The organism is Paenibacillus sp. FSL R5-0517, assembly GCF_037974355.1.
Taxonomy (GTDB): domain Bacteria; phylum Bacillota; class Bacilli; order Paenibacillales; family Paenibacillaceae; genus Paenibacillus.
On sequence record NZ_CP150235.1, the window covers coordinates 5,532,937 to 5,550,140 of the forward strand.

Genomic DNA, 17,204 nt, shown 5'->3' on the forward strand with positions numbered 1-17,204 from the left:
AGACATACCTATTCTTTTGATCATACCTTACGGGACCTGCAAGGTTTACATTAGGGATGTGACTACAGTACCTTTTGGAGGCGAATGATCGTGAAGAAAGAACACGGTAATAAACGGGTCTATTTTGTAGGCGGCGGTATTGCATCATTGGCGGGTGCAGCTTATCTAGTCAGAGATTGTGGCTTTCCAGGAGAACACATTCACATTATCGAAGAAATGCCGATTCTCGGTGGTAGCAATGATGGGGCTGGTAATCCCGATCAAGGATATATCATCCGCGGCGGTCGAATGCTCAATGACGAGGCTTATGAAAATCTATGGGAGTTGTTGGCGTCCATCCCTTCCATCGACCGTCCGGGCATATCTGTCCGACAGGAAATTACCGAATTTGACGATGCCAATCCCACACATTCTAATGCACGGCTCATCAACCGTGACGGCAAGGTCGAGGATGTGCTCTCCATGGGTTTTGATATGGCGGATCGTCTGGCGATGGGCAAGCTGATTATTACTCCTGAAGACACGCTGGGTAAACTGCGAATCAACGACTGGTTTGGCCCTCACTTTTTCCAAACGAACTTCTGGTATATGTGGGCGACCACCTTTGCCTTCCAACCTTGGCATAGCGCCGTGGAATTCAAGAGATACATGCTTCGCTTTTTTCACGAATTCCCAAGAATTCAGACGCTGGAAGGTGTCACTCGGACACCCTTCAACCAGTATGACTCGATCATCCTGCCACTGTATAACTATCTGGAACCGTTTAGCATAGATTTCACGCTGAAATGTACTGTCACCGATCTGGACTTCAAAGAGGGCGACGGCATTACGGTAAGTCGGATGCATGTGCTCAAGGGAGGTAAAGAGGAGGTCATTGACATCCACGAAGGCGATCTGGTCATTGTCACCAATGGCTCGATGACCGAAGGGGCCGACCTCGGCTCCATGACTTCTGCACCGAAACTGAACGGCAAGGGCAGCTCATGGAAGCTGTGGGAGAACATTGCCGCCAAGAAACCGATGCTGGGTAATCCCTCTTCATTTAATGATTATGTGCATGAGTCCAAATGGGAGTCGTTTACGGTCACCTTCCAGGATTCGGTCTTCTTTGATCTGATGGAGAAATTCACACGCAACCGGGCAGGTACCGGCGCTCTGGTTACTTTCAAGGATTCCAGTTGGTTCATGTCTGTCGTTCTGGCCTTCCAACCACATTTCCGTGGTCAGCCGGAGCATGTCAAGGTGTTCTGGGGATACGGATTATACCCGGATAATGTTGGCGACTACGTGAAGAAAAGAATGAGTGATTGTACCGGGGAAGAAATTATGCAGGAGTTGATCGGCCATCTTCATTTTCAGGAACATCAAGAGGCGATCATGGCTACCGCCAACTGCATTCCATGCATGATGCCTTACATCACTGCCCAATTTATGCCTAGACTGAACAGCGACAGACCAAAAGTTGTGCCTGAGGGCTCCACTAACCTGGCCTTTATTAGCCAATTCTGCGAGATTCCCGATGATGTGGTATTCACGGAAGAATATTCGGTCCGGGCAGCACGGATCGCCGTCTACACTCTTCTCGGAGAGAACCGTCCAATTGAGCCAATTAACCAGTACCAGTATGATGTTCGGACGCTGTTCAGCAGTTTTGTGACTTCGTTTAGATAACTGTTTAGCATGAGGATTGCGAAATAACAGAAGCTTGATTTTCGTCGAACCAGTCAATAAGTTAATGTTGGTGTAACGTCTGATGCCGGATTGAAAGGTTTTTTATAAGGCAAATAGAGATTTCCGTCAGTGATGACAGAAATCTCTATTTCGTTGAGTATGAAGCCACACACATAATCTCCATCAAGATTGCCAACTGTCGTCTAAAGAACCTTAAAGGCCTTATTGCTCGAAATTTCGCAGGTTTGAGAATCTAACGAATCGTAGGCGCCTTATTTTGAGTCTAAGCATAGTTTTGTAACGTAATATCGCTCATTTTCATTACATAGCGTGTCTGAGATTCGTTACATTTTGTATCACAGCAAAATCTTGGAAATAAGACTTCGCAGGTTCGTTAGAACTGAGCGTCCCTTCAGAGATTATTACGTATGAGAGGCACTCGTTGTCATGTCTTATTGTCGAGATCCTAGTCCGTACTTTATTGAAACCTGACTTATCATGCTTCCGTGTTGCTCATGTATACTCATGTGGTTGTTCTTATTATTCTTGGTGTTACTTTTCATTTTTTCATTGTTACCCATCGCGCTTATGTGCGGAAAGTCGTAAACTTCAGCATGTGCACAAGTTTGGAGAAATGTGCGATCTCCTGTTGGACGCCAGAAGTATCAGTCCCCGACATGGCCTGATTCGCTCGTAATGTTCTACGGGTGTTCAGCATACCTTCGATCAGTTTCATGACCGTGTTGCGGCCACGATGATCGACAATCATATACTTTTTGCGTGCATCTAGCTCTACCCACACGATGTTGCTGAATGATGTGAACAGATGCTTGCGGTACTGCTCCATATCGGTTTCATTGTAATGCTCGCCATAAAAGGCATAGTATCCGTGTATGTGCAACTTCTCCGCCAACACTGTGATGAACGGATCATGTTCGAGCATAGCGTTACGTTCCATGTTTCACGCCTCCGTTATGCGTGATCCGCAGATCCCGTCTTTTTGAGATCTATTTTAACATAATACGCAAGCTGTTGCCTCTCTTGCCTCTCCGCAAACATGTCCACGCTACAACTTACTCGCCGACCCGTCTGCCCTTCACCCACACACCCTCAATATCCAGCTCCGCATTCAGCAAAACGATATCTGCCTGTTTTCCCTGAGCCAGGGAACCTGTCCGGTGATCAATGCCCAGCAGGCGTGCGGGGGTCAGACTTGCTGCACGTGATGCAGCGTTCAGACTCAAGCCAACTTCCTGTACCAGGTAACGGAAACCGCGAATCATCGTCAGTGTGCTTCCGGCCAGTGCGCCGCCGTCCTTCAGTCTGGCCTCACCGTGCTTCACGATGACGGGCAAGTCGCCGATCTTGTATTCCCCGTCATCCAATCCCGCAGCAGACATGGCATCTGTGATCAACACGAGTTGATCATTATGTTGCTTCAATTGAGCGAGGATGGAAATCGCCGCAGGGTGCACGTGAATACCATCGGCAATCACCTCAGCACTGATACGCGGATCACTTAGCACCGCTCCGGCAGCTCCCGGTAGCCGGTGATGCAGCGGTGTCATCGCATTAAACGTATGCACCGCATGATGAAGTCCGGCTTCAACTGCTCGCTCCACCTCTTCATAGGTCGCATCGGTGTGGCCGAGTGCCGCTGTAATCCGCTGTTCACGCAGCCACGAGATGACTTCCAGTGCGCCTTCACGTTCCGGTGCCAACGTAACTTGACGGATTAGGCCGGGATATTGCTTCTCCCATGTTTCAAGCCAGGATACATCAGGTAGAATGATATGTTCGGGATTTTGCGCACCAGGCCATTTCGGACTGAAAAACGGACCTTCCAGGTGCACACCCTCAAGCTGTGCATACGGCATCTCACCGGAACGATAACGAGCTACTTCAGCAAGTACGCTGTCCAGTCGCTCTTTCGGAGCGGTCATGGAAGTCGCAAGCATCGCTGTTGTTCCCTGCGTACTATGAAAAGAAGTGATCTTGTCCAACACCTCCGGGCTTGCATCCATAAAGTCTTCTCCGTTCCCACCATGCACATGGATATCAATGAATCCAGGCACAATGAGGCCATGGTCCGGTACAGACAGCTGCAAAGCTTCTCGCCGAATCTGTTCAGGCAGACCTTCCGGTACCCCAGCATAAAGGATTTTTCCATCCCTCCAGGCTAATACACCGTCTTCCAATATCTCATTGGAAAGGAGCAGCTTGCCCCGAAGAAGAGAAATATTTTGTTCACGCTGGCTCCCAGGTTCATGATTATTCGCTCCGGTCATCTCACCAGCCTCCCTGCCGCACGGTCCAGCAATACCACCACATTTGGATGACATTGCAATAGCGATGCAGGACAGGCCGTTGTAATTGGGCCCATGAACGCTTCGCGAATAATCTCGGCTTTTTCCTCCCCACGGGCAATGAGCAGAATCTGTTTGGCTTTCAAAATGGTACCAACACCCATCGTAATCGCCTGAGCCGGAACCTCATCGATGCTGTCGAAGAAACGTGCATTTGCCTTACGTGTCTCTTCTTTCAGATCCACAACATGTGTTCGTCCTGTAAGTTCAGTTCCCGGTTCATTGAAGCCAATGTGACCATTATGTCCAATGCCCAGTAGTTGCAGATCCACGGGTCCACGATCATCCAAGCGCTGTTCATAAGACTTACATTCCTGTTCCAGATCGGCAGCCTGACCATCAGGTACATGCGTTCTCGCAAGATCCATATCGATATGATGAAATAATTGTTCGTTCATGAAACTGCGGTAACTTTCGCGATGCTCTGTTGGAAGTCCTACATACTCATCCAGATTGAATGAAGAAGCCTGCGAGAAGCTGACCAGTCCCTTCTGGTACAACGTGATAAGCTGTTTATATATGCCTACAGGCGAACTTCCCGTTGCAAGTCCGAGGACTGCACGTGGTTTGGTCTGCAATAAACTTGCGATGACTCCTGCACCTGTGGCATTCAAATCTTCTTCATTTTCAAAAATACGTATATTCATCTGTTTAAGCACCTCCGTTGTGTTGTACGCGATAGGACTGCACGTTGTGATAGGATTGTTCCAATCTGGGTATAAAACGGTCGAAGTCGGCACTTACCATGCCTGTGAACAAAATATCGACCACATGCAGCAGTGCAATACGTGAAGCCATATCTCCACGCCTCATGCCCTCTTCCAGAGAAGAGGTGAACAGTGGGATATCAGATACCGTTGCGAGTGTATTACTTCCATAGGAAGTCAGTGAAATCGTAGAAGCTCCGGCTTGTTTGGCACAATGCAGGGCATCAATGGTTTCGGGTGTTTCGCCTGAATAGGATACGGCCATTGCGACATCCCCCTCAGCGAGCGAAGATGCGGATGTGATCTGCATGTGGGAGTCGGAGAAAGCAGTACAACTTTTGCCAATCCTCACCAACTTCTGATAGAAATCCTGTGTCACAATCGACGAGGTCGCCACACCGTACAGATCAATACGGCGAGCCTGGCACAATAATTGCACCGCCTGCTCCAATCTGCCCAGATCCAGCAAACGGGTAGTATCAGCAATAGACGCGAGGTGATTGGCTTCGATCGCTTCAACAATTTTGGATAGTGAATTGCCCGCTACAATGTCCTGATACGCCGTTTCATCAGAAGCGTGGGACAATTCTGCGGCGAGCTTCATTTTGAAATCGGGAAAACCTTTGAAATGAAACGACTTGCAAAAGCGGGTCACCGTCGCCGCACTTGTGCCACTCTGCTCTGCCAGATGACTAATCGTCCAGCCGGGAATGTCCGACGGAGATTGCATAATGACTTCGGCAATACGTCGCTCCTGAGACGGAAGGTTATTCAGTTCTTGCTGCAACGCACGTAATATGGCTGCCATAAGGACCTCACTTGTATGAAAATTATTTTTATATATTTTTAAATAAATAAGAAAATCATTTTTATAACTTCATTCTAATCAAGACGATCCTGCAAATCAAGAGCAATTTCTCACGACTTTCGCAATGATACTGAACTTGTATAGACACTCACCAGCTTGATACACATCATAGGTATCCTTTATATTGAGAATCGAGATATGATCGTATTAAAAAAAGGAGCGATTCAATGAATCGAAGACAACGGGAAAAGTTCATTCCTTCCATCTGGCTTATTGCTACCAAACCAACAGAAGGACACGCCTATTATGCCCTCTATGCCATCGACTGGAAACGCGGAGGTCGGCTCAGTTGGGAAGGCTGGAATCAGCTCGAAGATCTGCTGCAATTTCATATTCCGATCAAACGAAAAGCTGGAGGACGGAAATCTTCTTCCACGCCTGCCACCAAAATAGCGAAAAGAGCGCTCCATCTTCACCTGAATGAAGCACAGTTCGAGGAACTGGAGCAGCTCTTTTATCAGCCATTTTCGAAGAAAAGATGGAGGACGTTTATTCGAATGAATAGGAATCAGACGTGATAAAGTGATAATGAATGCTTGTTTCATTTTTTCACGCTAAAAGAAAAAAGCCTCTTCCCTTCTTTAGATAAAATAAAGAATTAGGAAAGACTTTCGCGGTATTAAAATTCAATTCGTTTTCATTTAATTTGCATTTAACTCAAAACTCAACTCAAGTTAACTCGTTCTAATTCATGTCATCATATCGCTTTAGGAACGTGCTGACTAAGCCGGGTACCGTCATTTGATGAACCGATTGATTCTCAATCTCCTCCGCCAGATCGTCATCTGTGAGGGAAACGAAGAACGTAATGTCTGCTTTAGTTTGTCCATATCGAGCAAAAACGTCATCGGCTGTCTCATTCACGACTTTAGCGATGATTCGAATGATCTCATTCTTATACTCCCGAACCTCTTCTGTTGCATACAACAATCGGCTGATGTGGTTAAAGTGCGTATCCTCGCCATACTGATATTCGGAGCAGCCCCATCTGTAATAGATCTCGTCCTCCTCACTGTCGCATAGGCCTTGCTCTTTCATTCTCGAAATGTGCGTTGCCAGGGATTCCTCGGTATTCACCGCCATAAACAGCGTTACCCAATCACTGTCCGTTCCAAATGCACAAGCATATACTTTCTCATGCTGCACCTTAGCCAGCGTCTGTTCCAGATCGGGTAGAAACCCCGCTCTAAATTGTTTTTCAAATTCACTTAAGAAACGTTCCATTCAGCTCATCCTTTCATGTTTTATATAAGTTGAATACCGAATCGTTACACTTGCCACTTCGCTGACAGAATAACCTTCTGATCACTGTTATCCCCAGATTTCTTGTATCACTTTTTAAAAGTGGAAATCTGCGGATAAAGGCGACCGCTCCGCTTCTTCAGGTCATTTCTGCCCTCTCCGTTCTAGTGTAAATATGTAGTTTAACTTATATAGATGTAGTACAAAAAAATCTCAACCAATTTGTTCAAGCTATTGTTTCACTTCAAAGCCTTACCTACAATCTTATCTACTTCAATATATGTAAATCATTATGACCTAGTAAAATAATGAAAACAAGCGATGCTACGTTTCGGATATTCCCTCAAAAATATTGATAGTTCCCTGAGTCCATGGTCCATACCAGCAAAAAAGCCTTGCCCCATTCTTCATGACAAAGAATAGAGAAAGGCTTTCATGCTGCTACTTCATCCTAACTGTAATTCGCAACTAGATCTTCAGTTCTCCAAGCTTAATCAGCTCGACAACTGCCTGCGAACGACCCTTAACATTGAGTTTCTGCATCACATTCGAAATATGGTTTGAAACACACAAAAAACTATAGCCTACCCAATACGGAATGAATCTCAACATTGTTTGCTTTATCAACTGTAATGTTTGAAACTAATTTTTTCAGGATCAGGTTTACTTGGTCTACTTCAGTAAATTGTCCTAGATCTGATAATTCATCAAGTGAGATGTTTATTTCCTTAAACTGTTCACTGTCATTCAAAGCTCGTTCTAATTCAGATTTCATTTTGGACAACTGTTCTTGTTTCTGTTTAATCTCATGTTCATACTGTTCCTTCTCAAACTCATATTGCTCATCATCAATCTCATCATTTAACTTTTGCTTTCGGATCTCAAAAAGCAATTTACGTGCATTCTGTATCTGCTTCTCATATTTAGCAACTAGCTTTCCGGTATCTTCTCTCGCTTTTTTAGTGAAGGTTATAGTCTTACCCGACTTTGTTTTACTTCTCAGTTTCTCGCTCAATCTTTCAATTAAAGCATATTTGAAATCATCGTATGGAATCCTATTGTGATTGTCGCATCCAGTTTCGCCCTGTCTTCTTCTCTTAGAACAAACTAAGTAACGATAGCTGTTCTTCTTGCCGTTGGAGGTCACAATGTTCAAGGATGATCCACAATGCTTACACTTGATTATGCCAGCAAATACATTAACCTTGTTTCTTACCCCTCCACGCTTTCCACCGCCACGCTCTAACCGTATCTCCTGTGCCTTTCTAAATAGCTCCTCACTAACAATTGCTTCATGAGTCTGCTTACCGCTTTCTTCCCATAGCTCCTTGTCACGCTTAACCAACTTTCTAGTTTTATCAGAGATATTGTTGATATCGTTATAAACCTTTACAACTGTAAATTTATTAAATATGTTTTTACCTGTATATATCTCATTCGTTAGTATACGCTCTACAGACGTTACTCCCCATTTCCCTCCTCTGTAAGAGGGAATTTTCTCTTTATTCAGATACTTTGTTATAGCTTTCTCACCCATCTTTTGATTGACATACATATCAAAAATGAGTTGAACGATCCTGGCACGTTCATTAGGTATAATGGTTTTCCTATCATCGACCTTTATTTTGTCATAGCCCAATGGTGCAATAGTACCTAAATAATTTCCTTTCATTCCCGACTGACGTATACCTCTTCGTGATGATATGCTAATTTGCTCACTCAACTTTTGGTTAACTGCGGAGAATATTTGAAATTTAAACTCGTCATGATCAACTTGTGAATCATAGTTCTCGTCCAAGGATACAACCCTTAAACCAAGTTTATCCACAAGAGTTCTCTTCAAACCTAACGAGTCATACGTATCACGAGAGAATCTAGATAAAGAAGAAAAGAGGATGGTTTTAAAGTAACCCTTACCTGCATCCTCAATTAGCGTCTGAATAGATGGTCTTCCAACAATGGATGTACCACTATCCCTGTCTACATATATGTACTCTTCACGAACCTTTAAACTTAGCTGTCTGGCTTTTTCTTCACAATCCATCCGTTGGTGTTCTGGACTGAACTTTTGTGACTCCTTTGTTGTGGATACCCTAACATATATTGCTGCATCCTCATATCTCATGTGACTTTCCCCTCAGTCTGTAGATTTAATTGTGATATCATAGTCTGTAGCAGGGAAATTTTTGATCGCTCTTTGTACTACAGTATCAACTACAAATTGAATTGCTGCTTTTGCTTCTTCTTCGCTACGGTTATCGTCTATAAAAATAAAGTTGAATGATTTAGATTTTTTCTGCTTGTTTGTCTCCTTCATCCGTTGTACACCACCCGTATGACTTTCGTACGCATAATGTATGCGAATGCTGCTTGGACGAATGACAGACAATGTTTTTGCTGCACTTTGGATATTCACTCACCTCCTCACCTTGTATATTCGAGGTGATAGTAGTTTGTCACCCTGACACCCACGAGACTACTCAGTATTCTAAGACATGTTCCTTTGTGTTTAGTGTAATTTAGAGTGCGATGAATAGATGGATTACAATTGAGTCTAGAGATAATCTTGCATGTTCTTTTGTTTTGTAATTCTATTCTTAATCCTGCAACTTAATTTTCATTTGTTCAAAGGTAAACGGTTGATGCACATTGTATATTTGACCATCAATCTCTATCTGTCCTATTGGTATGTATCCTTTATACACTTTCTGTTCATTCTCATTACTGTTTACTTCAATGCTTTTTTGACCAGTCGTTAATTGCTCCGATTGAATCAAAACTATTTTTCCATCTTGAATGTTTTTTAAAAAACTCTAGTATCGTTTTCTAGCTTAGGTAGGTAAACCCAAGTCTTTCTTTGCATCTGTTATCGAATCATATCTTCTAAATGTGGGAATTACATTGGATTGCATGTTTCCCATCTCAAATGCATAAACTGGCTTAGCCTGTGCCTTATATGAAAAGTTAATATGGTAACACTGGGAATCCTTTATTTAGAAATGATTCCTACGTCTCTGATTCAGTCAACTTCGATAAGCTTAAGTGGGTAGTTGCATCCCCTCTCCTACATGGGAGAGTGTTGAGAACCTTTATCCTCAGATGTTGAAAATGTACAATGAAGACTTGCTAGTTTTGAACAAATTGCAGACCACCAAAACAGACTCGTGGACTAAAAAGCAAATGTATAAGGATAAGCGAGCCACTTTGCTTACAACTAAAGAAAGAGGAGTAACAAGACGTGCTCGTGACTTTGAGAGGATATATGATTTGCACTTTGTTGATGGATTAGCTTTTATTCAAATTTATAAGGGATATGGATTAAGTCCAACTTACTGTAAATAGGTGCTCCAAGAAAACATACACAAGTTTGAAAAATGAAAAAAATGCCCCTCAAGAATAATATCTCAAGAGGGGTTTATTTTTACCTATATTTGTTATTTATATTTGAGTGCTAAATTGCTGAACATTAGAACAGTTACAATTCTTCATCTCAAATTCGTTACTTATAAGTGTATTACCTATAATTTAACAAGTAAACATCATTAACTCCTTGTATTTTTCACCATGCCATTATTCTATTATTAAAACGCCACCCAACCATTGGTAGGTGTCATATTAGAATGACTGGTTGTAAAAGAATAATATCTATGAGATGGCGTTGAAGCTTTAATATTTATTCCTAATGTATCGCTTATAAAGCCGGCAGCCCCTGTTGCTCTCATAGTCCAAGTGCCCGATGCATTGAAGTAGCCTTCAGAAATGTAACCAGGACTGTTGTTTGATGTTTCACTCAAAAGGTATAATGGGTTCTTATTCGTATGACCTTGTATGACTTGAAGAGGTTTTACTGCCACGCTTCCATTATGTTCCCAACTTACTGTCAGAGTGATAGTGGTTGTATCAATTCCGAAAACTGCTAATTTAACAGATCGGCTAACTGATGCACGTTGGTTGGCTTGTGCGGCTAAAGCATTCGGTGAAAAATGATTCGATTGACTATCTTCTGTTGTAATAGTTTTCACATCAATAGAAATTTCCTTATACTTGTCATCATATAATGAACCCTCCTTACCTGATAACATTTCGCCTACCGCATTTACATAATCTTCTGAAGCGATAAAGTTAAGGAAAGCGTTTTGTTTAGATGGATCTAAGTTGGTAAATTGTTCTAGAGTCTCAATTGCTCCTGTATCTCCCTCACTAATAAGTTGATTTAAATAATTTACATATTCCTCAACAGTGTATTCTACTGGTTCTGATGATGCATCTGCACATGCTATAGATGCAAATAACATTGTTACAAGAAATAGTACGAGTGAACTTTTTGATAATTTCCTTAACATTGAATCAATTCCCTTCAATTGGTTATATAGTAGTATAGGCAAGGTGATATTAATAAGTTACCATTAATAAGGAATATTGAAACAAATATCCTAAAATATCTCAAAAAGGTGATGATAACTTGAAAAAAAATGGACTTGTGTGGATTTTGATAGTTGTAGTAGCTATATTGGTCGTAATGGGAATTTTATATTTCTTCGTTGAATCTGCATAAACAATAAGGGAGCCAGCTGAGATACTATCTCTGGTCTCCCTTTGATTTTATAGTCTAAAGATAATTGTTAGTCATTTCACTCTAAAATATAGTTCTTTTATAAAATCACATTTATTAACACAGAAATACCAAAGTATAAAAATGTAAGTTGATTATTTTTTTACTTGTCTTTGTTTTTTTGTGTAGATCGGATGGCAGCATGGTGAGTAAATTATTCATATTATTTTAATCATTCATTGTTAATCTTCGTGTCGAAGTGGAAGTGCTAGAGGTATATTTTTAAAAATGGATACTGTTTGAGATTTAAAATAGCCCCACCTATTAATAGATCAGCTAATATGAATCGTTAATGAATTCAACTTCATGAAACAATTACAAGTGCTATAGCATATAGCACTATTTTGGAAATACCAGCTGATTTCAGATGTAAATATACCCCATACATATTCAATCTCATATCTAAGATAATTCCCGAATCTCAAAAAGCCTAAGCACATGACCTAGGCTAATGAATGTTCATATTCCTTTACCCTTCGATAGAATGTATTGGGCTTCATATCTAGTTCCTTCATTGCGGCAACTGCTGTAATCCTTCCATGTTTCCATTCGGTGTAGCTTGCTTAAACTCCTCGTTGATCGCTTGCTTTGGTCTGCCGAATACAACACCGTCATTCTTAGCAGCCGCGATACCTTCAGCTTGTCTACCGTTTGTCCACTCACGTTCAGACTCAGCCATATATGATAAAAGTTCTAACAAAATAAAGTAAAAAATCAATTTATAACATCCATTAAGCTCTCATAGCCACATAATGAATGGACGTTGAAACTCCGCTCACTTTAAATGATACATTCGATGCTTAGACATAAACTTTACAGATGGAGTGCTGAATTAGCAGTGAGGACACCTATCAGCTTACTACGGGGTATGGTAAGAGCGGAAAATTCATGTCGGAAGGATCTTTACATACAGACTTCAATTAGTTAATTATTTCCTATAGCATCGTTATTATTCCATATATCAGGATTATTGATCGTTTGATTTTCTCCACGTACAGTGAAATCATAACTATCCTTTGCATTAGTATACCAGTCAACAATGACTAACTTTCCATTCGCACCTTGCACAAGAAATTCAGTAGGTTCAGCAAAACTGCCTACATCCTTTTTAACTTGTGCATCTAATTTAAGATAGAAAAAGTTCTTACCCTCTCCGACATACTTTACTTCTGCTACCTCAACATCAACACCTGTCACCAGATTATGAGTAAGATTGTTCTTAAGGAACAAATCGTATTGAGAGGTGATTTTTTTTTCCGTATATTGTTTAAGGTTTTCGTTATCTATATAAGTATCCAATTCAATGTCAGAACCGTTCCAGATCGCCCTATAATATTTAGACAAAGCATCCGTACACATTTTGTATGCTGTTTCAAAATCTGAAGCGGTTAGACCACTTTCGTCTTTCGCTAAAAAATAGGAGGAATCTTTTGATGAATTTCCTTTTGTTACAGGCGAAACTCTTGTGTTTTCAGCATTATTAATATCTCCAACAACGGGAACATTGTTATTTTCATTGTCACTAGTACTAGTCTGTTCGCATGCACAAAGAGTTAATAAAATCAATAATAACAGGTAAGCACGTTTCATTAAGTTTCCTCCTATGAAAATATTCTCGAACTCCAGATAATTAAGGAGGAGAAATTAGTTTGATGCACAACACATCAAAAAACCAATGAAGTGTTGTGCATCTCCCCTCAAATTTTTCACTTGTAATAACCGGTCAATTTTATAACCCTTTTGCTATCACCAGGATAAATTTCCTCCGCCTTTTGGTTGTTGTTATAACTATTTTTACCAGAGCGTCCTGTAACCAATGCTCCAAGAACTGACATCGTATTAGTTTCGTAGTATTCAGTAATAATAGTCGAATGCCGCCAATTATTGTAAGATCCGCTCAAATAAAATTGCAATACATCTCCAATTTGATATGGATAGCCTGCACTAGCATTATATTTGAACGTTGAGTATGTAGTACCCGTCCCAGCCGGACCCTTCGTTGTGTTATTCACCAAAAAATTATACAGGTTTGGTACACCTGACCAGGATGAAGCTCGATTACTCAAACTTCTATAATACCAGCCTGTAGAGGCAATGCCTGTTCCATTAGTATCGTAAGTAATTGCACCACCAGCGAGTAATGCATGAGATACAAAGTTTGTACAGTCCCAATTCCCAGTTATTTGTGAGAAATCGTAGTAAGAAACATTCGAACCACCACTTGCAGGCTGATCTTTTGCTTTATTATTTTTCGCGTAATTTGCTATCGCTGTCTTATTTAATGAAGATAATGTTGCAAAAGGCGTAATAACCTGATTAGATGATCCGTCATTTTCTAAACTATTGATTTGTACTGGAGCTTCACGATCAACAGAAAAATAATCGGTGATTTTATCATTTAATTCCTCTTGTCTTTTAGCGGTATAAGAGCTATCCAGCTTAGAGTTGATATTAACGAGATTACTTATATGATCCCCTTCACCTCTAACATATTCATCATAATAGTCATATGGCATATACCAATCTGAAATAGTAAGCCCTGCATCTGTATTGCGAAATAACATTTTTGACACTTCGCCAAATCCAGACTCCACTTCCATTCCCACGTAATTGAATGAGGCCTCAGTACCTATTGTCAAGAGGATGCCTTCTTCGGTAACTTCAGAGGACAGTAAATTGAATTTCAAGACGTAATTTTCTTTTTGTGCATTTGCGGCATCTACCACAAATTGTTTTGTTTTCATTTTCTTTTCCAAGTAATCAGACAGTTCGGAATCAAGCAATTCTGTTCTGACAGTTGATTTGTTATCTAATTGCTTTGTTCCGAGATCGATATTTTCATAGTAATTCTTCAACAATTCTTTTGCAAGGGAATAACTAGTTGTCACGGCAGATAAGCTAATCGCTCTATCCTGAGTGTTCAATTCAATTTGTAATGGACTACTGGGTTCAACATACGAATCATCAAAATTATGGTCTGGTAGAATAATATCTTGAGTATCAATCTCAGGTGGGTTACTTTGAGCCTGAGCAGCTGGAATATTCATGGAAAGTACAAGTGCACCTACAATCACATTGCTCATTATTTTTTTCAAAAAAATCATTCCTCTCATCTCAGTTGTATAAAAAAACAATATTACAAACATGAAATCCAAAGTTTTTTTGCAATCACACCTCCTAGAACGATCATTAATAATAATCCTAACAATCGTTTCAATCAGCTATTTTTACGTTTTGAAAAAAGTAAAAAGATTACATTTTTTTTGAAATCTTTTCCAATATAAAATAATACATTAAATCTGTCAATTATAATAGATAAAAACAATAATGTTATAGATTACATTCCTTTAGCCTAAAGTAGAAGCCGCTGCTAAAAAGGAGGGCTCTGTAGCTAAAAAAGTGGCGTATTACCAAAAGCAAATCAAGAAACTTAAACATTTGATCACTAAGGTACAAATCGAACGTAGTACAGAGGTTAAAAATTCAAAAGGTTATAGCAAGTCTTGAATTGGAAAGGAAATATTTCAAGCAAATTTTGTATTATTCAGTGAAAATTCTTTGAACTTTATAATTAATCTGCAAGCACTCCATTGGGTTGGGGTGCTTCTATCGTTCCACTGTTGATTGTTTCGATGTCTATCATTGGGAGACAACTTAGTACATAAGCTTCCCCGAAATGTTCGTGGAAGCTGTCCCTCAAATTTGAGGATCAGGTATGTGTACACAGAGTACACAGTTAAACTTGTCAGATTGTCATGTGGGTAGTATGGGAAATGATTTATATGTACGGACTTATTCGGGGAATCCCGAAAAACTATGACAAAACAGGAGGAATAGATAAGTGGTGGAAAACTTTTCACAGGGTCAGAAAGGAAACGTCATATTGACGTATTGATTTCTTACGGGTACTTGAAGAGGATACATACTATACTATGGATAAGTTAATGTGTGACCCCCTTTTGTCTAATTCAAGTCATCATGGATCAGAGTTAACCAAGTTGGTTATGACTCAACTTGCTTCGCGTTCGCGATACGATAATCGAATTCAGACCTTCTGACTCCCTTCAATCTGACTGTGCAAAGTTGCGTAGTGAACGGGTTTACGTCACGTCAACCTGCAAAAATATACAACACACACGAACTCTGTTCCACCCGTTAATTCTGCCTATTTTATAAACAATTTCAAACTGCATCACATTCGAAATATGGTTACGCACCGTTTTCTCGCTGATGAATAACTGCCCTGCGATGTCACGCGTTGTTTTGTCTTGAACCAGTAATTCGAATACTTCGCGTTCACGGTGGGTTAACAAAAATTTGCTTTTATGATCGATACCCTTCAATGTTCACCCCTCCTTGCTCGGGTTGTGTTGGTGTAACAAGGTTAAGGGGATACAGTCAACTCATCTTATGTCAGATCAAGGGCGTTGGTTCAGTTTTATAAGAAAAATGGGCAGGAATTATGTGTTTTATTGTCCTAAGTAAACCTGTGCCGTGGCATATGTAATCCAGCATTTGAATCATCGATATTAAAACAAACATGCCTCTGCAGCTGATGTTACCATCCCCGCAAAGGCACACTTGTTCATTGAGCTTGGAATCTACCGATTCATTCGATTCATGACCCCACCATTGTGATTACGGTTCATCAGGCCATCGTCAAGGATGCCATCGCGGTGATTCATTCCTGCTCCGTTGGTTGGGAAGATACGCTCCACCATCGATTGGAACGTATCAATCATGCCACTAACGGGCTTACCATTACGAATATCTGTGGCATAGTTCTCGACATGCTGCACAAATTCCGGATTGGCTGATACATATACATTCTCGATGTTCGGCGCAAACTGCTTGATTTTGGCTGAAATCTTGCCTTTAATCTCAGCTGATGTGTTATCATCCGTGCTATCTACACGTTGTCCTTCACTTTTCATTCCATAATGACCATCGTTCGTCCCACGTGCTTTGCCGCTGTTTGTGAGACCACGCATCATTCCAACCGCTCCTGTACCCATCGTGCCGTAGATGCCACGATCATTGCCCATATGGCTGCGATCCGTTGCTGAATTCGTGTTCAGCCCTGGAGCAATTCCACTTGTGCTGTACGGTGACATTGTGCCTGTACCGCCATTCACACGCATGCCTCCCATATCGTGGTTCATGTTGCCACCACGCATGGTATCACTCGCATGATTACGCATCGTTCCATCCAGCATGCTTGTACGACCGTTGGACTTGCTCTCCAACTTGCCTGCATGACCATCTGCCAAACGCACCGCAACATAAGCATTACGATCCGTTAACATGACACGGGCGGATTTCACTTCCTTCATCTCCGTAATGCGTTTAGCCAACTCTTCACTGGATTTCAGGTCAGTGACATTATGCATGCGATAACTTTTCGCACGAATGCCATCCATGCCATTCGTTTCCACACCATAACGGTTAATGCCGCTCGCTTGCTGACGGACACTTTGCGTATGCATATTGTTGGTATCCCGATTCGTGCCACATCCTGTCAAACCGGCCATTACAAAGATTGCAGTAGACAATGATAACGTAATAGCTGTTGCCTTTTTGACTGCTGGCATGTACTCATCCTCCAATGTATGTTGGTTTTGGTCACAAAGATAGGATGCGCTTCTGTGCGTGCCGATATGCTGAAAGGATATGGTACCTTACCCTGTAGATTTGGATGCTCAATTTTTGCTCACAGCTTATTGATCTTTGGGTTTTGA

15 protein-coding genes and 1 pseudogene are annotated in these 17,204 nt (G+C 41.3%); 2 read left to right on the plus strand and 14 right to left on the minus strand.

The window, feature by feature from the left end; all coding sequences use genetic code 11:
• The first annotated feature begins 84 nt into the window (after positions 1-84).
• Complete coding sequence (locus MKX40_RS24695) at positions 85-1,671, plus strand: oleate hydratase (protein ID WP_339237215.1); 1,587 nt, start codon at positions 85-87, stop codon at positions 1,669-1,671.
• Positions 1,672-2,257: 586 nt separating this feature from the next.
• On the opposite strand, the gene MKX40_RS24700 is transcribed toward MKX40_RS24695, so the two are convergent.
• The 4 genes from MKX40_RS24700 to MKX40_RS24715 all read right to left on the minus strand — a co-directional run bounded on the left by MKX40_RS24700 (position 2,258) and on the right by MKX40_RS24715 (position 5,552).
• On the minus strand, positions 2,258-2,629 hold the full coding sequence (locus MKX40_RS24700; protein WP_339237218.1) for a hypothetical protein: 372 nt from the start codon (positions 2,627-2,629) through the stop codon (positions 2,258-2,260).
• Positions 2,630-2,744: 115 nt separating this feature from the next.
• On the minus strand, positions 2,745-3,959 hold the full coding sequence (gene nagA, locus MKX40_RS24705) for an N-acetylglucosamine-6-phosphate deacetylase (protein WP_339237221.1): 1,215 nt from the start codon (positions 3,957-3,959) through the stop codon (positions 2,745-2,747).
• A complete protein-coding gene (gene nagB / locus MKX40_RS24710) occupies positions 3,956-4,684 on the minus strand; it encodes a glucosamine-6-phosphate deaminase (protein ID WP_221820902.1) in 729 nt (242 codons plus the stop codon). The genes nagA and nagB overlap by 4 nt, the downstream gene beginning before the upstream one ends.
• Positions 4,685-4,688: 4 nt before the next feature.
• Complete coding sequence (locus MKX40_RS24715) at positions 4,689-5,552, minus strand: MurR/RpiR family transcriptional regulator (RefSeq protein WP_017692537.1); 864 nt, start codon at positions 5,550-5,552, stop codon at positions 4,689-4,691.
• Positions 5,553-5,779: 227 nt separating this feature from the next.
• Here MKX40_RS24715 and MKX40_RS24720 point away from each other — a divergent pair, with 227 nt between their 5' ends.
• Complete coding sequence (locus tag MKX40_RS24720) at positions 5,780-6,130, plus strand: hypothetical protein (RefSeq protein WP_339237226.1); 351 nt, start codon at positions 5,780-5,782, stop codon at positions 6,128-6,130.
• Between the two features lie 166 nt (positions 6,131-6,296).
• On the opposite strand, the gene MKX40_RS24725 is transcribed toward MKX40_RS24720, so the two are convergent.
• The 10 genes and pseudogenes from MKX40_RS24725 to MKX40_RS24770 form a co-directional block, all read right to left on the minus strand.
• Positions 6,297-6,836 (minus strand): DUF4303 domain-containing protein, encoded by a 540-nt coding sequence (locus MKX40_RS24725; RefSeq protein WP_339237229.1) that lies wholly within the window; start codon positions 6,834-6,836, stop codon positions 6,297-6,299.
• Between the two features lie 486 nt (positions 6,837-7,322).
• A pseudogene (locus MKX40_RS24730) lies at positions 7,323-7,421 on the minus strand (LuxR C-terminal-related transcriptional regulator); the annotation flags it as partial.
• A gap of 10 nt (positions 7,422-7,431) precedes the next feature.
• Positions 7,432-8,979 (minus strand): recombinase family protein, encoded by a 1,548-nt coding sequence (locus MKX40_RS24735; RefSeq protein ID WP_339237232.1) that lies wholly within the window; start codon positions 8,977-8,979, stop codon positions 7,432-7,434.
• 12 nt (positions 8,980-8,991) lie between these two features.
• Positions 8,992-9,270, minus strand: coding sequence for a hypothetical protein (locus tag MKX40_RS24740; protein ID WP_339237235.1), 279 nt, complete (start codon positions 9,268-9,270; stop codon positions 8,992-8,994).
• A gap of 1,165 nt (positions 9,271-10,435) precedes the next feature.
• Positions 10,436-11,197, minus strand: a complete 762-nt coding sequence (locus MKX40_RS24745) for a hypothetical protein (RefSeq protein ID WP_339237238.1) — start codon at positions 11,195-11,197, stop codon at positions 10,436-10,438.
• Positions 11,198-11,977: 780 nt separating this feature from the next.
• Positions 11,978-12,145, minus strand: a complete 168-nt coding sequence (locus MKX40_RS24750; protein WP_339237241.1) for a hypothetical protein — start codon at positions 12,143-12,145, stop codon at positions 11,978-11,980.
• Positions 12,146-12,390: 245 nt separating this feature from the next.
• Positions 12,391-13,056, minus strand: a complete 666-nt coding sequence (locus tag MKX40_RS24755) for a hypothetical protein (protein ID WP_339237243.1) — start codon at positions 13,054-13,056, stop codon at positions 12,391-12,393.
• 116 nt (positions 13,057-13,172) lie between these two features.
• Entirely contained in the window at positions 13,173-14,561 is a 1,389-nt protein-coding gene (locus MKX40_RS24760; RefSeq protein ID WP_339237245.1) for an amidase domain-containing protein, read from the minus strand.
• A gap of 1,005 nt (positions 14,562-15,566) precedes the next feature.
• On the minus strand, positions 15,567-15,809 hold the full coding sequence (locus tag MKX40_RS24765) for a helix-turn-helix transcriptional regulator (RefSeq protein WP_339237248.1): 243 nt from the start codon (positions 15,807-15,809) through the stop codon (positions 15,567-15,569).
• Positions 15,810-16,067: 258 nt separating this feature from the next.
• Complete coding sequence (locus MKX40_RS24770; RefSeq protein ID WP_339237251.1) at positions 16,068-17,057, minus strand: YhcN/YlaJ family sporulation lipoprotein; 990 nt, start codon at positions 17,055-17,057, stop codon at positions 16,068-16,070.
• Positions 17,058-17,204: the final 147 nt, after the last annotated feature.